Here is a 16,920-nt window from a genome sequence, read left to right as displayed (position 1 = left end):
TTCACTCGTATTTATTAAATGATGTGCTTCATCCATGATAATAAGAAAACGCATTACGTCTTCAAATTTTAATTCCTTTCTATCAAACGCTTTCCACTGCGGTTTTCCGTTTTCTAGCATCTCATCCCACATTAAGTTCATCACACTGAAAATCTGTGCTTGATAGATTTCTTCTTTTAAACTCATGAGATGGCGCAATGAAAAAAAGACGATTTGCTCTTTAGAGAAATCTTCTATCGTGGAAATACCGTTATATAAATGTCCATAATTGTCTACTAAATTAATAAGGTTTAATTCAATCAGTTCTAGCCGTTCCTTACGAGTCGGACTCACATTAGAACGGTAGATTCCTTTCTTTATATCTTCATATAATTCTGTACGAACAAAATGTAAATAATCGGAGAAAATCGGATATTCATTTGCTGGTAAACTCGTAATATGATTGACAGCTCCCAATTCATCACTCCATAATGTCTTAGCTACATACATTTTACGCAGTAAATTCTCATACTCCTTAATTTCATCATCTTTTGCTTCTGGCGCAATAAAGCGATAAAAGATACTCATTTTAGATAAATGCTGGGTAAACGAACCTTCTTCCGTTTCAGCCGTCTTATACACTTGAAGCGGATTAATTTGTCCTTGTGACCCATCCAGTGCGATTTGCTTCCCGTTATATTCTTGTACAATATCTTCAAACTCACCTGTAATATCAAAGCCTCGAATCTTATATCCCTTCATCGCATAATCACTCATAATCTTTTTCAATAAGGTAGACTTGCCGACACCCATCTTTCCAATTACAACGCCGTTATAACTCTTTCGTTGTTTATCTTTATGGAACAAATCAAAAATGACACTTCCCTTTGTTTTGGTCGTGCCATAGTAAATCCCATATGGATCATTTAGGAATGTAAAGTGAAATGGAAATCCTCCTGCTAAAGAAAGAGCCGGTATTTCTTTGCCATTTCGTTTATTGATATATTTCTTTTGCATCTCAAAACTCGATGTAAGAGATGCCCATTCATGTTCTTGTTCATTTAGGAATATGGCACCTCTAAAATTATAAGATTCTAGTGTTTCCATGACTTCTTTCGCTTGTTTTTCTAGCTCTGCCATCGTTCGCGCTGAAATATAAATGCGTAAATGTACTCGCTTCAGTACCTCTCCTTTTGATACTTGTTGATATAACGTTTCTAACTCATTAAACTGTTGTTCCGCTTCAATACGCTCAATATTATCTTTAGCGTTCGCATGTCGAACGCTTTGTTCTGCCATTGATTTATTAATCGATTCAACCACAATTTTTCGGCTATCACTGATAATATCAAGCGTTGTAATGACATTCGGCATATTCATAATAGGTTCTAACCAAAAGTCATTTACTGTTGTTTGATACCCGTATACATGAATGCAAGATTGTAATCCATCTCCACCTTGAACATATACTTCTTGGAATTTTATTCCCCCTTGCGGTTGAATTTGGGCAACGAATTCCTTACTGATTTGTTTCTTTTCTTTTTTCTCTTCTTTCTTTTGCTTTCTCTTTAAAAAATTAAGTACAGACACATTCATCACCTCTTCTTATTTTTTTGTACCAATTTTTGAATTTTGATTATGCAATTTATATAAAATTTCTATCTTCTTTTCCTCTTCCATCTCTAACAATGGGATGCATCGTTGCAAGTACCGTTTTGACGATTCCACCCGTTCTTTCACAACAAATTCGTTCTCACCATACACAAATAAAAAGTATTCCCGGTTTGTGCGCCCCCATTCTAAATACTGTAGTTCCTGCAATTTCTGTACGAGGAATCGTTCATATAACGGATTCTGGCACGTTTCAATTTTCTTAAGTAGAAAACGTTGTTGCCGTTCTGTTGAAACCGGAAAGTTCATCGATACAATTTTGATGGACTCTTGATACGATTGATAATAGTGTGCAAGATGATAAATCGCATATTCTGATTCTTCCTCGTTCATGGAATAAATATCTGTACCCTGGATCTGTAAGATATCTACAAATCCTTGTTCTTCTCGAAATTCAAAGACACCTGATTCTGTCATATCAATAATCGGAATCACTTCAGCAATACTCTTTTTGATATGAGGTGGCTTCTCTTTCTTTTTGGATTTTTTTCTTTTTTTCTCTTTTTTCGTCTTCCCTTTGCTTCCCGAATCCTCGTCAATCTTCGCTGTTTTTTTCACAACATCTTTCTTCTTTCCAAGATGTTGCATCAAGTTTTTCTTCTTTTTCTTTACCGGCATTTCTTCTTCTCTCAAAGGAGCAACCGTTGGTTGTGCATCTTTCTTTTCCTGGAATCCTTTGATTTTCACGACTCCCCCTGGCTTTTTTTCTTGCTTTGGCAATTGCGGGGACGGTTTGGCTTCGCTCTTTTTTTCTACTCCTCTATTCATTTCCTTTTCATTGAATAATGCCATGCCATTTCCTCCTTTAATCTTGTTCCTGGTCAATTGCACAATACGTAGAACGTTTTCTAGCTAACATAATAAACAGCACCTCAAACATTCGCTTTTGTGGGTTTGTATTGGGACGAACTATTAAAAGGACACCTACAATCAACATAAAAATATAAAAGGGAATTTGTAACATCGGATGAACCAAGGGCTTAGTCGTCATAGTGAAAACCACAAGCCCTATAATGAACAAGAGATCAAAAAGATATAACACTTTGTTAATTTTCAATTCCGTTCGTATTTCTTTTGGAATTCGATAGTTTGCCATTTTCATTTCCTCCTTTTCAAGCGAAAAAAATAAGCATTCCATGTATGCTTACTGTGTTGTAACCTATGCATCTTTTCTACGATTTTTGGGTAGATTTTAATTTGTATTTTGCCCTTCATTCTTATTTTGGCGTTTGTTTCGGAAACTCTCCCCTGTATTTTGTCCAAGCTGATAAGAACGTCTTGTCTTTTGAACCGTTGGAGAATTATGAAATGCGTTAGAGAGACGATCCTTCGCATATTGACCAATTGTACGGTTTTCTCTTTGCGGTGCTGGAATATCCTCTGTAGAATTTGGTGCTGTATCTACCGGACGAGATGAACCAGACGAGCTTTCACCACTTGAAGTTGTTCCGCTATGACTTGGTTGAGACGGTTCTGATACGCTTGATGACGCCCCGCTACTGCTTGGTTGAGTTCCGCCTGTTGTACTTGATGGCGCTCCGCTACTACCTGATTTAGAACCGCCTGTTGTACTTGATGGTGCTCCGCTACTACCTGGTTGAGATTTTCCTGATGCGCCTGATGCACTTGTTGATGTTCCACCACCTCCAGATTGCGTTCCGCCGGATACATTCGCTGAAGAACCCTGCCCTTCATTTTTAGCCTCTTTATCAAAACCAGACGATTTCATTTCATCTTGCAAAGACGTAGCGCCACCACCCGCCTCGCCTTGGGACGCTTGACTTTTTTCTGTTCCAGAACCTGATTGACCCATTTCATCTTGTATAGATGAATGACCGGTTCCATTTGCCCCTCCATCGGCATCGCTTTGCTTTTCTTTCCCTTCTTTTCCATTCTCTTTACCTTGTTGTTCTTTTCCTTGCTTCTGCTCCTTTTGTTCACCACCATTTGTTTTTCCAGCATTTTTATATCCGTTTGCGACGCCGGCGGCACCCGCACCTGCTTGCAATGCTCCACTTCCTCCCTTTTTGAGCATGCCACCAGCTTTGGATGCGATATTACCAGTTGCTTTACTAAGCCCTTTTCCAAGTGCGTATCCACCAGCAACGACTCCCCAACCATTTTTCAATCCTGCATCAATGCCAAAAAGACGTTCACAAATAACGGGACCATCTACAACCGCAAGGCTTAAACAAATTAATGCCACTACATAAGTAATCCCATTTACATTTTCATGAATATAGTTCATACCGATGAGATAGAGCTTTAATGAAAGGAAAATCATAATCATGATAAGAAATGCATTTAAAATATTCATCAAGATATGCTTTGTTTTTTGTCCATTTGCCACATCTGCCGGTGCAACTAAGTTTGCTAGAATGTAGCTGAAAGCTAGTTCAAAGCACAATTTCCCAAGTTTGATTGCTGTAAATAGTAATGTCATACCAATTACAAATAATGAGGAAGCAATTTTCCAGAACTCCCAGTCCCAGCGGTAATATTTATCTGGCCAAAAATCAAACCAACCATTTTTCAAGTCTATCAGTACTTCTTTTCCATCTGGTGCAATGCTCATTTTTTTTTCTAAAATTTTCTTTGCATCATCTGATAAATCTGTATCTTTATCAACTTTAAAATCCTTGTCTATTTTCTCTAAAATATCAATTCGTCTAATGTTCTCTTGCGGAATTTTGTTAGGCTCTTTCAGTTTTGTAGTTTTCCACTTTTCTATGTCAAACTGTGCTACATCTGTAAGACCATCTTTTATAATCTTTTCACTTGTAGTTCCAGCCCCCTTGAGATCTACTGCCTTAATTGCCTTATCTGTAAATTTATCTGCTTGCATCATCGCCGTACTTAGTAACACAATTACACTCATACTGATAAAAATATTCACCGCAATCTGTTCACGATTTGTTTTCCGATTGAATATCAAAGTGTATCCTATATAAATGAGCGAAAACGCAAATAACACATAAAAGAAAGGTTGAAAGTCTCGCACAAAAGATTGTACTTCTTCTGAAGCAAATAACGTTTTGACTAACAAAATTTTATCTGTAATTCCTTCTAACGCATCTACCAAATACGATAAACCTAAAATAATCATCCAACCAATCGAACGGAGAATATAGTTCGTAAATCCACCAATTTCAATCAAAGTACGAAGACATGGTAAAATTGCCCCTTCAATTTACATTTTAACTCTACATAACAATTACTTAAAAATCATTGAATATTTCAAGGTGAAATGGGCTGTAGCAATTGATGTATGTTCTACTTTCACTAAATTTTTAAAGAAGAGGCTCTTTAAAAAAGCTGTTGAATCCAAGCATGAGGAAAAGAATATTTTATCTAATGGCATAGATATTTTAAATTTTGGAAAAATAGAAAAACCAAATGTTAATACCAAAAACACTACTGATAGATCCCAAGATTTAGATGGTTATTTAAGTGAAGATCAGAAAAAAGCCTATCGCTATATAACAAGTCAACCAGTAACATATTTAACCGAACAGGACGCTTATACTATAGCCTTAAGAATGCCGAAAGAAATTGATCGTTATCAAAGATGGGATTTTGAAAAATGCGTTGAATGGTTTGAATATAATCAAGCTGAAATAAGTAATCCTGCTCATTTTATGAAAATGTTCGCTGAAAAATCTAAACAAAGAAAAGAGCGTAACGATTACGAAGTAAAAGAATCCTTAACTAATATGGAACACGAACAAAAATGCGAAAGCAAACTTCCACTTATAGACTGGCTTAATAGCAAAAAAATGGGCGCTCTAAATTCCTAATTAAAAAAACATCTAAAACCCCGCCTTGCTCAAAAAAACGGTAATTAGCAAGGCTCTTTGTCATGTATTCTTATAACCTCCAAGCAACTTATCCTTTTTCGACACAAAGAAACTCAAAACACCTCTCAGTTCTTATGATTCTTTCTCATTTTCTAGACTATTCTACTATGAAATTTACACTTACATAAAACTAAAAATTCACTTATTTACTAACAGATTAACCTTGAATTTTACTAAGATAAAATCTTGAATCGCTTGGTATATTTAGCCTAGCATCTCTAAAATAGATTCTAATGTTTATAATGGTTTTATTTTTTAAACAAGACTTAATAAATATAGTATTCTATCCTAAAAAAGCAACATTATAGGTATTTTCTTCATTTAGCAATACGGTTTTAATAATATTTATAAAACTATATGTATAATTGTAAGTTTGAATTAAAGTTTGATCATTAATATTGAATGTACCAATAATTTTTAATCATATATTCCCCCATCTAAACAAAAAATAATGGCTATTTGTCCGAATATATAATCATAAACATATCCCTTTTCTATTCCACTATTGAAAATAAGAATTTTTCTAGCCCTTTTTTTGATAACCTACTATTTGTGACGAGAATTTGATATTCATTTCTATTATCTTGTGCTGGTACAATCACTCGCATACCAATTACATCCCCGTGTTTATATTCACCTAACGTCACTTTGCAACCATTCATTATATAGTCTGATTAGCCCACAGATTAATTACAATAAAGTTGTTCACCATTCGGCTTTGAAGGTATTTTTAAGTACGTTCAACATCCAAACTAAGCTAAGGTACTTACAAATGAAGGGGCCCTATTAATATTTCAAAAAACACCTAATCCCATCCTCCTACTATATTTTTAGTTAACCCCCTTGACTATAACGCTACGTCATAGTGCATAATTTTAACTATATTAAATAAGGAGTGAAAGAAATGAATATAAAATCATTACGCTCGGATAAAATATATCGGAAAATTTCACAAGCTCCAAAAGAGGAGAAGGTTGAGCTATACAGACAAGAAATGTTAGCTCCGTTTATGGGGAAATGGAAAATTCAACATGTTCCTTTTAAAGCTGAGGAGCCAAATAGTTTTGATGTTATTACATTGAATAATATAATGAGCATTTCTCCTACTCAGATTACAAATGAAATTACACCAGAATTAGACTTGATTTCATCTGATTCTTTTTGGTTTGAGTGTACAGAAGCTGTTAGGAAAAGTCTTCATTTATTTAAAGAGCATGATGTGAACCTACGTGTATCCGATTACTTATTCACGATTCTATTAGGGGATCCCAATAGCCCTTCGTTAATGTTAAATGAAGGATATAGTGGTGATGGAGGTATCCCTGGCTATATTATGTGTACACTTGTCCCAAATGAATACACAATACCTCGAATGAAAGCTGCTTTAGCACATGAATGTAATCATAATGTTCGATATCAATTTATTCAGTGGGATTATACTGTTACCTTAGGTGAATTAATTGTTAGTGAAGGGTTAGCAGAGAACTTTGCTACTTCTATTTTTGGAGAAGATCTACTTGGTCCTTGGGTATCGAAAACAACTATGGAAATGCTTAATAGACATATTAAACCTGTGCTCAAGGAACAATTACAATTAACAGGCTTTGATAAAATTGCACCGTATCTTTATGGTGATGAATTAGCAAAACTTCAAAACTATATGCCAGTCAATATATCTTATGCTGCTGGTTATGCCTGTGGTTACTATTTAATTAAATACTATTTGGAAAAAACAGGTAAAAATATCTTTGAAGCCACAATAACTCCTGCTAATCTAATATTAGATGAAATAAAAGGATTTTGGGATGAAGAAACAATTATTAACGGTTAAAGATATTGTCCAAATTACAGGCATAACAAAAAGAACCTTACAATATTATGATAAAATAAATTTATTAAAGCCAATTTACTTAACAGAAAATGGTTATCGAATCTATGATAGGAACAGTTTAGCAACACTCCAAACGATTTTGTTTTTTAAGGAAATGGACTTTTCCCTAAAGGAAATTGCGGATATTTTGAAACTTACGAGAGAAGAGCAGCAACAATTATTAAAGAAGCATAACCAAACTTTATTGTTAAAAAAACAACGTTTAGAAACAATTATTACTACGGTGGATGAGTATGTATCAGGAAAGGATATCTACAATTTAAATATTTTTAATAATTCATCCATTTCACCATTACAAGAACAATATGCTCATGAAGCGAAATTCATCTATGGAGAAACTGAAAAATACAAAGAATTTGAGGCGAAACTGAAAAAACTCTCTCCTAGTAAAAAAGCGAACCTATTTTCTGAATTTGAACTAAACATGGAAAAAGTATTTAGAAAAATTGCATCCTGTATTAATCAATCCCCTTCTTCTGATGAGGTACAGAAATTAATTGTAGAATGGAAAAGTTATCTTGAACAATCTATTGTATGTGACTCTGAAATGTTGACATGTATTGCAAATACGTATAAATTTGATAATCGATTCAAAAATTATATAAATCAATTTAGTAATGAGGACTTAGCTGAATTTTTGTATAACGCTATTGTACATTATACCAATAAACAGAAACGTTAATTTCATAATTTTATAATACAACATATAAATAAAAGATGGTGTTAATTAAAATTTCATACTATCTTTTTAAACAACATTATTGTCACTGCACACCTCCATGAGGTTGCCTAAAATTATTCTATTCTCGACGCCATCTTAACTTTTTTCGAAACGTGGCGACTTTATTTCAAATCTACAATATCAAATTCATAAAAAAGTAGGGGAGCTTGTAAAAACATACAAGTTTCCCTACTTTTTTACGTATTATTTAAGTTATTTTTTAAATAATTTAGCGAACCATGATTTTTCTTGTTGACTAGAGGCAACTAACTTCTTAGTTTCTTGTATTTCACGAATCACTTCTAATAGCTGCTGATCTCTGTTATTTATTTTCCCATCAATATTCTTTTGTTGTTCATCAATCTTATTCAATAACATATGATTAGTTTGTTCTAAATGATCTATGCGCTGTAAAAGCTCCATGTTCATGGCTTTTTGTTCTTGAAAATATATAGAAACCTCTTTCATACTTTCATACATCGTTTGAATAATTGGCTTCGTTATTTCGTCGTCTTCATCGCTCTCTTCTACTACAATATAATCTACGTTTTGTTTTAACATCTGTTCTATTATTTCTGGTGGCTCTTGTGCATCTTTCATATTAGCAATTAATTTAAACAACTCTAATGCTTCCTGTTCATATCTCAGTGTTCGCCCCTTCGTCCCAGCGACAGTTGGTAAATATGGTTTGAATTGATCCCGCCAGGCCTGAAGGGTTGTCCGTGGCTTCCCAAGCATTCTTGCTATATCTGCAAGGGAATATGTTTTCCTATAAGGCTCTTCCCTATCCATTCCATCGTCCTCCCCTCATCGTTATTTGTTGTTATCGATGTCCGACATGTTGTCATTGCATTGTTATTGATTATCATTTATGTCGGTCATGTTGTTGTTTTACTGTTATTCATCATCTTTTATGCCGGTCATGTTGTTGTTTTACTGTTATTCATCATCTTTTATGCCGGTCATGTTGTTGTTTTACTGTTATTCATCATCTTTTATGTCCGACATGTCGGCGTCTAACTATTATGTGTCTTATTCGTTTGAAAGAAGGTATTTCCTTGTTTATTTTGAATTTTTTAAGTATATAGGTTAATTAAATAATAAGTACGATTCAAGTCGTACTTATTATTTAAAGTATTCTTATTTTTGATTAAATGTGTTAAAGTATAATTAAAAGTAGCACTTAAGTCGTACTTAATGTATAAAGGAGGAATTATAAATGAAAATTGGAAGAAAAGTAGCGGATTTCGGAAATAGTTTTAATAATTTCATGGTCGATGGTTATTATATTGAACTTGCAACGAATGTAGTTAAAATTTCAAAGAAACAAGCTGAGGATTTACTTGTTGATCGTATTTCTAGACCAGAAGATTTACTAGATAGATTACTAATTTCCACTGAAATCGAAGGTGAAGAGTCTTTCTATTTAGTTGGGCAATTAGCTGAAGATAATCAGTTGGCAAACTCACATGTAAATAAGATGCACGATAAAATTAATAGTCCTATCCCATACGTAAGCTTTTTAGGAGCAATTGCATATTATCATGCGCTTAACGCTGAGCAAGAAGATAATGAAGTTGAAATTGAACACATGAGTATGATGCTTCCAATTTGGCTTTTAAAACGTGAAGAGAAATTTAGCATTGCTCATAAAAAAATGGAAGAAAGATTTATTGGTGAACATAAAGTTAAAGTGTTAACACCAGGAATGGAGAAAGAACTAACTATTAGAGTCAATTCAGCCAAATGTAGAAATGAATCAGAAGTTGCTAGACATTCTTTAAAATATAAAATGGTTTCAAAAGATCAGAATACAAATGTAATTAGTATTGAAAAGCGATATGAATCTGAGAGATTTGATGACTATGAAGTAGTTTTAACTGACATTGGTGGCGGCTCTACAGATGCTGTGCGATTAGGTAAAGGACTTACTACACCTAAGCACAGAGATTCTTTCCAAGTTATCGATATTGAGCCATTCTTAGGATATCTAGAACGCTTTAGAAAAGAAAAATTGATTCAATACTTTAAGGATCTAAGAACATTAGAGAAATTTATAGTCAATAATTATAAAGTACAAAAGTACGTACTATCGAATGAAAATACTGGTGAAGAATATGATTTTACAAATGAAATTGTAGAGGCACTGAAAGAATATGCAAGAATTTTAGTTGCTAAAATTCTTGATGTATTCATCCCATCTAGTACGAATACAGTGTTGAAATTCATTTATATTGGAGGCGAAGCACCCGTTTTAGAACCATACATCCGTCTCGCTTTATTGAATCATATGTCTGAAATGGCTGCTAAAAACAATCACTTCTTCTTGAACGATATTATTCAAAATAGCGACAAAGAAGTATTTGCTCCAACTTCACGGACAATTAATCTAACTGCATTAGAATTAAAAGTAATTGATGAAATGAAGGGACAGTTAGCCTAAAATAAAGGGACGTGCTGATAATGGCTAAAAATAGAAAAATGGCATTACATGCTGATAATATGCCTGAAGATGTATATGGAATTCTTAATGAAAAAGCTAATAGTAGACAATTAACAGCATTTGTTGTTGAACTGGTACAAAATGAAAAACGTTATGAGCAACTACTGCGGAAATTAGATCATGTAGAACAGAGATTAAATCTTTTAGATACAGTTGAAAATAAATTGGATCTTCTACTTACTAATGGATTTGTTCCCATACAGAAACAAGAAGATTTAAAAATGGAAGAGCCTGTACTCCAAGAAGGTAAAATTGTTGATGCTAAGGAAGTACTTGGTGGTATTTCTGAAGAAGATAACGAAGAGATTGATTTCTAATTAGTAAAGAAGACCTTTAGGTATAATCCTAAGGTCTTTTTATTTCAAATTCACACTATTAATAATCGTTGTTAATTATAGAATGAAAAATAAATACTCTCTTTTGAAATCAATGGTTTAGATATTGTCCGTTATTTCTATAATTCTATTACATGTAACACCTCTATCACTGCTATAATCTTCTTTGCAATATAGAAATATCTCTATTTCTATAATTAGATATTTCCCTATATCCCTATTTTTTATCGCGAATATTGAAATAGAGATATAGGGGGACTTTCTAAACATAACTGGAGTAGGATTAGTGAACGATTCTATTACATATAACACATATCTCTACTTTAACCTTCTTCACAATAGGGAGGTATCCCTATTTCTATATATCCTTACTTTAGTTATCATAAATATAGAAATAGAAAAAAAGGGAGATAGTATCCTAATGTTTAATCGATATTTTGGCTAACCTTCGTACAAAGGAGGGGGAATCAAAATCTTTTAGAGAACACCATCTGATTTATAATCAGATTCTTTAACGTTAAAAAATTTTGCAATAGAATTGGTTAACTCATTGAACTATTTTTAAAGACTTCTATGCTCTTTATATCTGAACTGCGGTATATGTGATAAGCAGGGTGATGGGTATCCATATATAAATCAAATCCTAAAGCACCTGCTCTAATACAAAAGTGCCTATCTTCTCCCCAAAAAGAAAGATTTTTAATTGGGGGGAAATTTTAACTCCAGCTTGTAAGGCCTTTCGACTAATAAGTGTGCAAGCGCCTAATCCTCCAACATAAATGGTTAAACTGTCTTATAAACAATTAAACTTTATTTCAAATCTACACTATTAATGATCGTTGTTAATTATAGAATGAAAGACAACTAGTCTCTTTTGAAATCAATGCTTTAGGTATTATCCATTAATTCTATGCTCCTATTGCATGTACCACATATCATTGTTATAACCTTCTTTACAATGTAGAAATATCCCTATTTCCATAATTAGATATTTCTATATATCCCTACTTTTTATTATTAAACATACAGAAATGGGATATAGGGGAGTTTTTGAAAAGTAACTGGAGTGGTATAAATGGTTGTTTCTTTTACATGTTCCAAATATCAACGCTACAACCTTCTTTACAATGTAAAAATAGCGATATTGGAGGATCTTTTGAAAAAATAGCTGAGTAGTACAAATGGTTGTTTCTTTTTTATAACACCCCAAACAAAAAAATTTGTACAGTTCACCTGGAGTTGTCAATTCTCTCATTTTGGGATATTTGCTTCTTTTAACTTGATGGGCATGAGATAAAGGGATATAAAGACTTTTTCAAATAATAAATGGAGTGGTATAAATGACAGATTCTATTGCATGTACCACATATCACTGCTATAATCTTCTATATAACATAGGGAAATATCCCTATTTCTATAAATAGATACTTCCCTATTTCTATAATTCTTTTACTAAACTATAGAAATAGGGATATATATGGGTTTTTCAAATAATAAATGGAGTGGTATAAATGGCTATTACAATTACTGTTGGGAATTACAAAGGGGGCGTTGGTAAAACCACTAATGCTGTATTAAACTCTTATGAATTCGCAAAAAAGGGGAAACGAACTTTACTCGTTGACCTTGATCCGCAGAGTAATGCAACAAAATCTCTAATGTTAACAAAATCTATCCTTAATCCTGATGAAAAGGTAACTTTAAATAAAACATTAATGAAAGGAATTCAAGATGGGAATTTAGATGGATTAGAAATTGAAATAATGGAAAATTTATATTTAATTCCTTCTTATGTTGATTTTCAAGATTTCGCAAAATTTCTATATAAATCTTGTTCTTCGGAAGCAGAAGAAGATTTCTACTTTAAGGGATTACTTGAGAAAATAAAACATAAATACGATTACATATTTATCGATGTTCCACCTATGTCAATTGAAGTCACAAAAAATGCAGTTGTAGCTTCTGATTATGTTCTTATAACTCTACAAACACAAGAACGTTCTCTTACAGGTGCAGAAAACTACATTAACCAACTAATAAAATTAAAAGAGCAATATGATCTTGATATTGAAGTTGTAGGTATTCTTCCAGTGCTATTAAAAAATAATGGTAAAGTGGATGAATACATTATGGAAAATGCTCGTGAAATTTTTGGTGAAGAAAACCTATTTAAAAATATCGTTCCACAGATGGAACGTATTAAAAGGTTTGATGTAAACGGTATTACTGAAAATGATAGACATGATTTAAATGTAATAGAACTATACGAAAAGATTAGTGATGAATTATTGTCTCGTATCAATATTTTTGAAAGTTTGAAGGTTGGTGTATAGCATGGCAAAAACTCCTGGATTATTAGTCAGAAAAAAGAGCAATTTTAATCCAACAGATCCTTATATCCCAAACGAGGATTCAGTTGTAACACCGGAGAAAAAGAAATTTAAAAACCAACAGGGCAGTATTAAAATTTCTAGTCAATCTAAGGAAGAGCTTGGAGCACTAATGAAACTCACTAATAAAAAATATGCTCATGAAATAATTGATTTACTTATACATCATTATGTAGAAAATCAATTAACTCCTGAACAGAAAAAGAAATTTAAATTATTAACAGAAATATAGAAATATCCCTATTAAGAAATAGGGATATTTCTATATTTTCGTAGTTTAAAAAAATACCGTCACCAGAACTTCCTCCTCGACTTTTTCTTCTCTTTTGCCGCTGCAGCTTCCTCATGATATTCCTTATGTAAAGTGATAATAAAGTTATTTAATTTCGATATAAAAATATAAGAGCCTTGCTACAAAAAAATTATCAAGACCTAAATTAAAAAAAGATAAATAAATTAAAGGACATAACATATTTTATATGACTAATATGTTATGTCCTTTCTTAATCAACTAAAGCACTCGTTACTTTATTTAGTTAGATAAGTTATTTATTAGGAAAATTGTCAATCACTTGGATAGCTAGTTTCAACGCTTTTATTCTCCTTTCTAAAAGCTTTCTTTGGGGACTACCAGCCTTTGACTTATCATAAATGTTCTCAATTGATGGAAGCAAACCAGTAAGAACATTGCGAGCTTCTTCTAAATCTTCCTGGGTGTAATGATGGGGCCTTTGATTCCAAACGTTTTCTAGCATTGCTAAGCCGATGCAAACAGCTTTGAGTCGTTTCTTTACTAAGGTAGTATTTGCGCCTTTCTGAGTCATCTGTGACAAGGCATTTTCGAGTTTACTGATTGTCGATTGTAAAGATTTTATTGCTTCCAATTTATCTACATTTGATACGTTTTCCATGTTAGTACTGTCCCTTCTTCGTTACTGAATTATTTTGCCTGATACTTGATAAAATCGTTAAGAACCTGATTTCACTCGCAATATTTTAACATAAATAACTAACTCTCTTTGAGAGGAATTCTCAACAATCCGGCCCAATTGTTGAACACAAGTTAACTAACACTCTTCAACTAACCTGCCTGTTAGTCCAATAAGAATTAAACAACTTTATTATTTTTCAAACGACTTTATTGTAAATTAAACAGCTTTTTTGTCATTTAACACCTTAATCAATCGTTTTGTCTCTAAAGCTAACTGTTTAATATTTTCCTTGTACTTGGCTACAATAACACTACGCCACTAATCAGTAGTATCCTTTTAGTTTCATTTTCATTGTAGTCAGTCTCTTTTGACATCGATGGTTTAGGCAATATCCGTTAATTCTATTACATGTACCACATATCATCGCTGTGTTCTTTTCCCGCACCATATAAATATCCCTATTTCTATATATCCCTACTTTTGTTATCAAAAATAGCGAAGATACTCCTGTTTCTTCACCTAAAAATAAGTAAGAGAAAAAAGAATTTAAAAACCAACAGAGCAGTATTAAAATTTCTAGCCAATCTCATGAAGAGCTTGGAGCACTAATGAAGCTCACTAATAAGAAATATGCTCATGAAATAATAGATTTACTTATACATCATTATGTAGAAAATCAATTAACTCTTGAACAGAAAAGTAAATTTAAATTATTAAAAGAGATATAGAAATATCCCTACATAGAAATAGGGATATTTCTATATTTTGTGTTTTAAAAAATATAGTCACCAGAACTTCCTCCGCGACTTTTTCTTTTCTCTCACCGCTGCAACTTCCTCATGATATTCCTTCATCAATCGTTTTATCTCTAAAGCTAACTGTTTAATATTTCCCTTGTACTTCGTTAGCTACAATAACACTGGGCCAATTAACCCCTCCATTGTTTATAAGCCAGTAGCGTCATTCTTTTTATCTCTTCAAAATCTGGATTATCCTTTATTTTCATTTTAGTTAATCGCCTTTGATATCAATGGTTTAGGCATTATTCGTTAATTCTATTATATCTACCACATATCATCGCCGTGCTCTTTTCCTGTAATATAAAAATATCCCTATTTCCATAAGTAGATATTTCTATATATCCCTACTTTTTTTATCAAAAATAGCGAAGATACTGTTGGTTTGTAATACAGTTTGATCAAAATGCTTAGGTTGTTTGTTGCTAGTGAATAATTTTTTATAAAAAAGTTTAATCATTTTCTATCTGTGTTTGCTCCACAATCGCGCCCTTTAATGGAATAACTAGAACATTCAATCAACGATTTGATGGCCATGACCCCTGCATTTTCCTTAATTGAATAATTTGGCCTGTATGATAAGCATCATGAAGCATGATGTCCTGTAATTTCTCCTCAAGTGAATTTTGCTCAAACTCTTTTTCGGAAATTGCACTCAATACCTGTCTTAAATTACGTTGAGCATTTTCAGAACGTTCAACGACTTTCTTCCATTCCTTATCATCATTAGATTGATTGGTAAGATAAAAGGTTTCATCACCGTCGAGATTATGTGTCCATTCACGGCCTTCTAAGTTTGCAGCAAGTCTCTCTTTATAATAAATGAGATGATTAACGTTCTCCCAAATGGTATTAGTTGCCTCTTCAGATGTTTTCCAGATAGCCTGTTCGGCTGTAAGTCCTTCTATAGCATGTTTAAACGGTGCATACCAACTCTCTTTATCGAATGTTGAATCTAGTACGTTTAAAAGCAAGTCAATTCGTTTCAAAGTAATCTCCCCCCTAAATAGTTAAAGATTCAAAAAAATCCTTATAACTCTATCGAGATTCTACATTTTTAAGTAAACTTCCTGCTTTTTAACTACCCTGCTAATCTTATTCCACAAACTGGCCCTTTTCATGAAGAAAGACGCTCTCCTTATTTCAGAAAAGCACCCTTTAATGAAATAACTACACCACTTGATTTTGCATTGAAACAGATGGATTTTGAACTTTTCGAAGGCATAGTAGAAATGGATGAAACCTATTTCCTCTATTCCTAGAAAGGAAAACGGAATATCCAAGGTCGAAAACCAAGGTTACGCGGTGGTAATTCAAAGTTTAGAGGAATAAGTAGGGACCAAGTATGCGTTCTTGTAGCCAAAGACCGCCAAAAGAGAACGTTTTCCAAAACAATAGGAAAAGGGCGTATTATAACAAAGAGTTTGGACGAAGCGTTAGGTTCCAAACTATCAATACAAAATGTTCTGTGTACGGATGCTTGGCGGGTGTTTATGACTTATGCCAAAGAAAAAGGAATTGAGCATCATCGCTTGAAAGCAAATGGTAGGGAGCGATTTAAAGGGATTTATCACATCCAGAATGTAAATAATTATCACAGCCGTTTAAAGAGCTGGATGAAGCGTTTTAATAGTGTAGCGACTAAATATCTAGACCATTATTTGAGCTGGTTCCAATTCTTAGACACCATCAAACATATAAAAGATAACTTTATGATAACCAAAATGTTTTTAGACAGTTGTTCTTTCTCAGTTAACACAACTTATGATAAACTAAAGTTATCGTAATTTTCAGAATAATAGAACGTTTATTGTTCCGTTAAAGGACCAGTTTAATAGCTATCT

The 16,920-nt window shown here is 33.0% G+C and carries 15 protein-coding genes and 4 pseudogenes; 10 read left to right on the top strand and 9 right to left on the bottom strand.

What is annotated here, in order from left to right; translation table 11 throughout:
• From ORL93_RS26070 to ORL93_RS26055, 4 genes are all read right to left on the bottom strand, one after another.
• Nucleotides 1-1,575 (bottom strand): VirB4 family type IV secretion system protein (locus ORL93_RS26070; RefSeq protein WP_265959810.1); only part of this gene is annotated, 1,575 nt, incomplete at its 3' end.
• Between the two features lie 9 nt (nucleotides 1,576-1,584).
• Complete coding sequence (locus ORL93_RS26065; protein ID WP_265959809.1) at nucleotides 1,585-2,442, bottom strand: hypothetical protein; 858 nt, start codon at nucleotides 2,440-2,442, stop codon at nucleotides 1,585-1,587.
• Nucleotides 2,443-2,455: 13 nt separating this feature from the next.
• Nucleotides 2,456-2,746: a DUF5592 family protein gene (locus tag ORL93_RS26060; RefSeq protein WP_078212175.1), complete on the bottom strand. Its 291-nt coding sequence runs from the start codon at nucleotides 2,744-2,746 to the stop codon at nucleotides 2,456-2,458.
• A gap of 96 nt (nucleotides 2,747-2,842) precedes the next feature.
• Nucleotides 2,843-4,798, bottom strand: coding sequence for a pLS20_p028 family conjugation system transmembrane protein (locus ORL93_RS26055; protein WP_369124021.1), 1,956 nt, complete (start codon nucleotides 4,796-4,798; stop codon nucleotides 2,843-2,845).
• A 4-nt stretch (nucleotides 4,799-4,802) separates the two neighbouring features.
• Between ORL93_RS26055 and ORL93_RS26050 the strand changes: the two are divergent.
• Nucleotides 4,803-5,447 (top strand): annotated as a pseudogene (locus ORL93_RS26050) (Replicase RepFR55); the annotation flags it as partial.
• Nucleotides 5,448-6,001: 554 nt separating this feature from the next.
• Here the strand turns inward: ORL93_RS26050 and ORL93_RS26045 are convergent.
• Nucleotides 6,002-6,169: a hypothetical protein gene (locus ORL93_RS26045; protein ID WP_180231204.1), complete on the bottom strand. Its 168-nt coding sequence runs from the start codon at nucleotides 6,167-6,169 to the stop codon at nucleotides 6,002-6,004.
• A gap of 242 nt (nucleotides 6,170-6,411) precedes the next feature.
• Here ORL93_RS26045 and ORL93_RS26040 point away from each other — a divergent pair, with 242 nt between their 5' ends.
• Nucleotides 6,412-7,338, top strand: coding sequence for a DUF2268 domain-containing putative Zn-dependent protease (locus ORL93_RS26040; protein ID WP_098641495.1), 927 nt, complete (start codon nucleotides 6,412-6,414; stop codon nucleotides 7,336-7,338).
• Entirely contained in the window at nucleotides 7,313-8,080 is a 768-nt protein-coding gene (locus tag ORL93_RS26035; RefSeq protein ID WP_098641496.1) for a MerR family transcriptional regulator, read from the top strand. The genes ORL93_RS26040 and ORL93_RS26035 overlap by 26 nt, the downstream gene beginning before the upstream one ends.
• Before the next feature lie 252 nt (nucleotides 8,081-8,332).
• Here the strand turns inward: ORL93_RS26035 and ORL93_RS26030 are convergent, their stop codons facing one another.
• Nucleotides 8,333-8,911 carry a DUF3967 domain-containing protein gene (locus ORL93_RS26030; protein WP_006096919.1) on the bottom strand — a complete coding sequence of 193 codons (579 nt, stop codon included), beginning with the start codon at nucleotides 8,909-8,911 and terminating at the stop codon, nucleotides 8,333-8,335.
• Between the two features lie 60 nt (nucleotides 8,912-8,971).
• Between ORL93_RS26030 and ORL93_RS26025 the strand changes: the two genes are divergently transcribed.
• The 3 genes from ORL93_RS26025 (at nucleotide 8,972) to ORL93_RS26015 (ending at nucleotide 10,939) form a co-directional block, all read left to right on the top strand.
• Nucleotides 8,972-9,139, top strand: a complete 168-nt coding sequence (locus ORL93_RS26025) for a hypothetical protein (RefSeq protein WP_265959805.1) — start codon at nucleotides 8,972-8,974, stop codon at nucleotides 9,137-9,139.
• Nucleotides 9,140-9,338: 199 nt separating this feature from the next.
• Nucleotides 9,339-10,562: a ParM/StbA family protein gene (locus tag ORL93_RS26020; protein ID WP_006096920.1), complete on the top strand. Its 1,224-nt coding sequence runs from the start codon at nucleotides 9,339-9,341 to the stop codon at nucleotides 10,560-10,562.
• A gap of 20 nt (nucleotides 10,563-10,582) precedes the next feature.
• Nucleotides 10,583-10,939: a hypothetical protein gene (locus tag ORL93_RS26015; RefSeq protein WP_098101935.1), complete on the top strand. Its 357-nt coding sequence runs from the start codon at nucleotides 10,583-10,585 to the stop codon at nucleotides 10,937-10,939.
• A gap of 581 nt (nucleotides 10,940-11,520) precedes the next feature.
• Here ORL93_RS26015 and ORL93_RS26010 read toward each other — a convergent pair.
• A pseudogene (locus ORL93_RS26010) lies at nucleotides 11,521-11,732 on the bottom strand (glycosyltransferase family 2 protein); the annotation flags it as partial.
• Nucleotides 11,733-12,468: 736 nt separating this feature from the next.
• Between ORL93_RS26010 and ORL93_RS26005 the strand changes: the two are divergent.
• Both ORL93_RS26005 and ORL93_RS26000 read left to right on the top strand, forming a co-directional pair.
• The gene (locus tag ORL93_RS26005; protein WP_018767649.1) at nucleotides 12,469-13,290 is read left to right on the top strand and encodes a ParA family protein; all 822 of its coding nucleotides are present in this window, start codon (nucleotides 12,469-12,471) and stop codon (nucleotides 13,288-13,290) included.
• A 1-nt stretch (nucleotide 13,291) separates the two neighbouring features.
• Nucleotides 13,292-13,579 (top strand): hypothetical protein, encoded by a 288-nt coding sequence (locus tag ORL93_RS26000; protein WP_006097652.1) that lies wholly within the window; start codon nucleotides 13,292-13,294, stop codon nucleotides 13,577-13,579.
• Nucleotides 13,580-13,892: 313 nt separating this feature from the next.
• Here the strand turns inward: ORL93_RS26000 and ORL93_RS25995 are convergent, their stop codons facing one another.
• On the bottom strand, nucleotides 13,893-14,258 hold the full coding sequence (locus tag ORL93_RS25995) for a hypothetical protein (protein WP_265959804.1): 366 nt from the start codon (nucleotides 14,256-14,258) through the stop codon (nucleotides 13,893-13,895).
• Between the two features lie 506 nt (nucleotides 14,259-14,764).
• On the opposite strand from ORL93_RS25995, the pseudogene ORL93_RS25990 reads away from it, so the two are divergent.
• Nucleotides 14,765-15,007 (top strand): annotated as a pseudogene (locus tag ORL93_RS25990) (hypothetical protein).
• 587 nt (nucleotides 15,008-15,594) lie between these two features.
• On the opposite strand, the gene ORL93_RS25985 reads toward ORL93_RS25990, so the two are convergent.
• Nucleotides 15,595-16,065, bottom strand: a complete 471-nt coding sequence (locus ORL93_RS25985) for a DinB family protein (RefSeq protein WP_265959802.1) — start codon at nucleotides 16,063-16,065, stop codon at nucleotides 15,595-15,597.
• Nucleotides 16,066-16,263: 198 nt separating this feature from the next.
• Between ORL93_RS25985 and ORL93_RS25980 the strand changes: the two are divergent.
• Nucleotides 16,264-16,863: pseudogene (locus tag ORL93_RS25980) on the top strand (IS1595 family transposase); the annotation flags it as partial.
• Between the last annotated feature and the right edge of the window lie 57 nt (nucleotides 16,864-16,920).

The sequence above is a fragment of the Bacillus sp. DHT2 genome (genome assembly GCF_026241455.1).
In the GTDB taxonomy this organism is placed as follows: domain Bacteria; phylum Bacillota; class Bacilli; order Bacillales; family Bacillaceae_G; genus Bacillus_A; species Bacillus_A pseudomycoides.
Note: the sequence above shows the minus strand (reverse complement) of the source record. Positions and strands in the feature narration are given on the sequence as shown.

Bases quoted from the DNA above. Each gene is read 5' to 3' on its own strand.
- ORL93_RS26065 (WP_265959809.1), bottom strand. From the start codon at position 2,442: ATGGCATTATTCAATGAAAAGGAAATGAATAGAGGAGTAGAAAAAAAG.
- ORL93_RS26020 (WP_006096920.1), top strand. From the start codon at position 9,339: ATGAAAATTGGAAGAAAAGTAGCGGATTTCGGAAATAGTTTTAATAAT.
- ORL93_RS26015 (WP_098101935.1), top strand. From the start codon at position 10,583: ATGGCTAAAAATAGAAAAATGGCATTACATGCTGATAATATGCCTGAA.
- ORL93_RS26045 (WP_180231204.1), bottom strand. From the start codon at position 6,169: ATGAATGGTTGCAAAGTGACGTTAGGTGAATATAAACACGGGGATGTA.
- ORL93_RS26040 (WP_098641495.1), top strand. From the start codon at position 6,412: ATGAATATAAAATCATTACGCTCGGATAAAATATATCGGAAAATTTCA.
- ORL93_RS25995 (WP_265959804.1), bottom strand. From the start codon at position 14,258: ATGGAAAACGTATCAAATGTAGATAAATTGGAAGCAATAAAATCTTTA.
- ORL93_RS26005 (WP_018767649.1), top strand. From the start codon at position 12,469: ATGGCTATTACAATTACTGTTGGGAATTACAAAGGGGGCGTTGGTAAA.
- ORL93_RS26030 (WP_006096919.1), bottom strand. From the start codon at position 8,911: ATGGATAGGGAAGAGCCTTATAGGAAAACATATTCCCTTGCAGATATA.
- ORL93_RS26060 (WP_078212175.1), bottom strand. From the start codon at position 2,746: ATGGCAAACTATCGAATTCCAAAAGAAATACGAACGGAATTGAAAATT.
- ORL93_RS26035 (WP_098641496.1), top strand. From the start codon at position 7,313: ATGAAGAAACAATTATTAACGGTTAAAGATATTGTCCAAATTACAGGC.
- ORL93_RS26000 (WP_006097652.1), top strand. From the start codon at position 13,292: ATGGCAAAAACTCCTGGATTATTAGTCAGAAAAAAGAGCAATTTTAAT.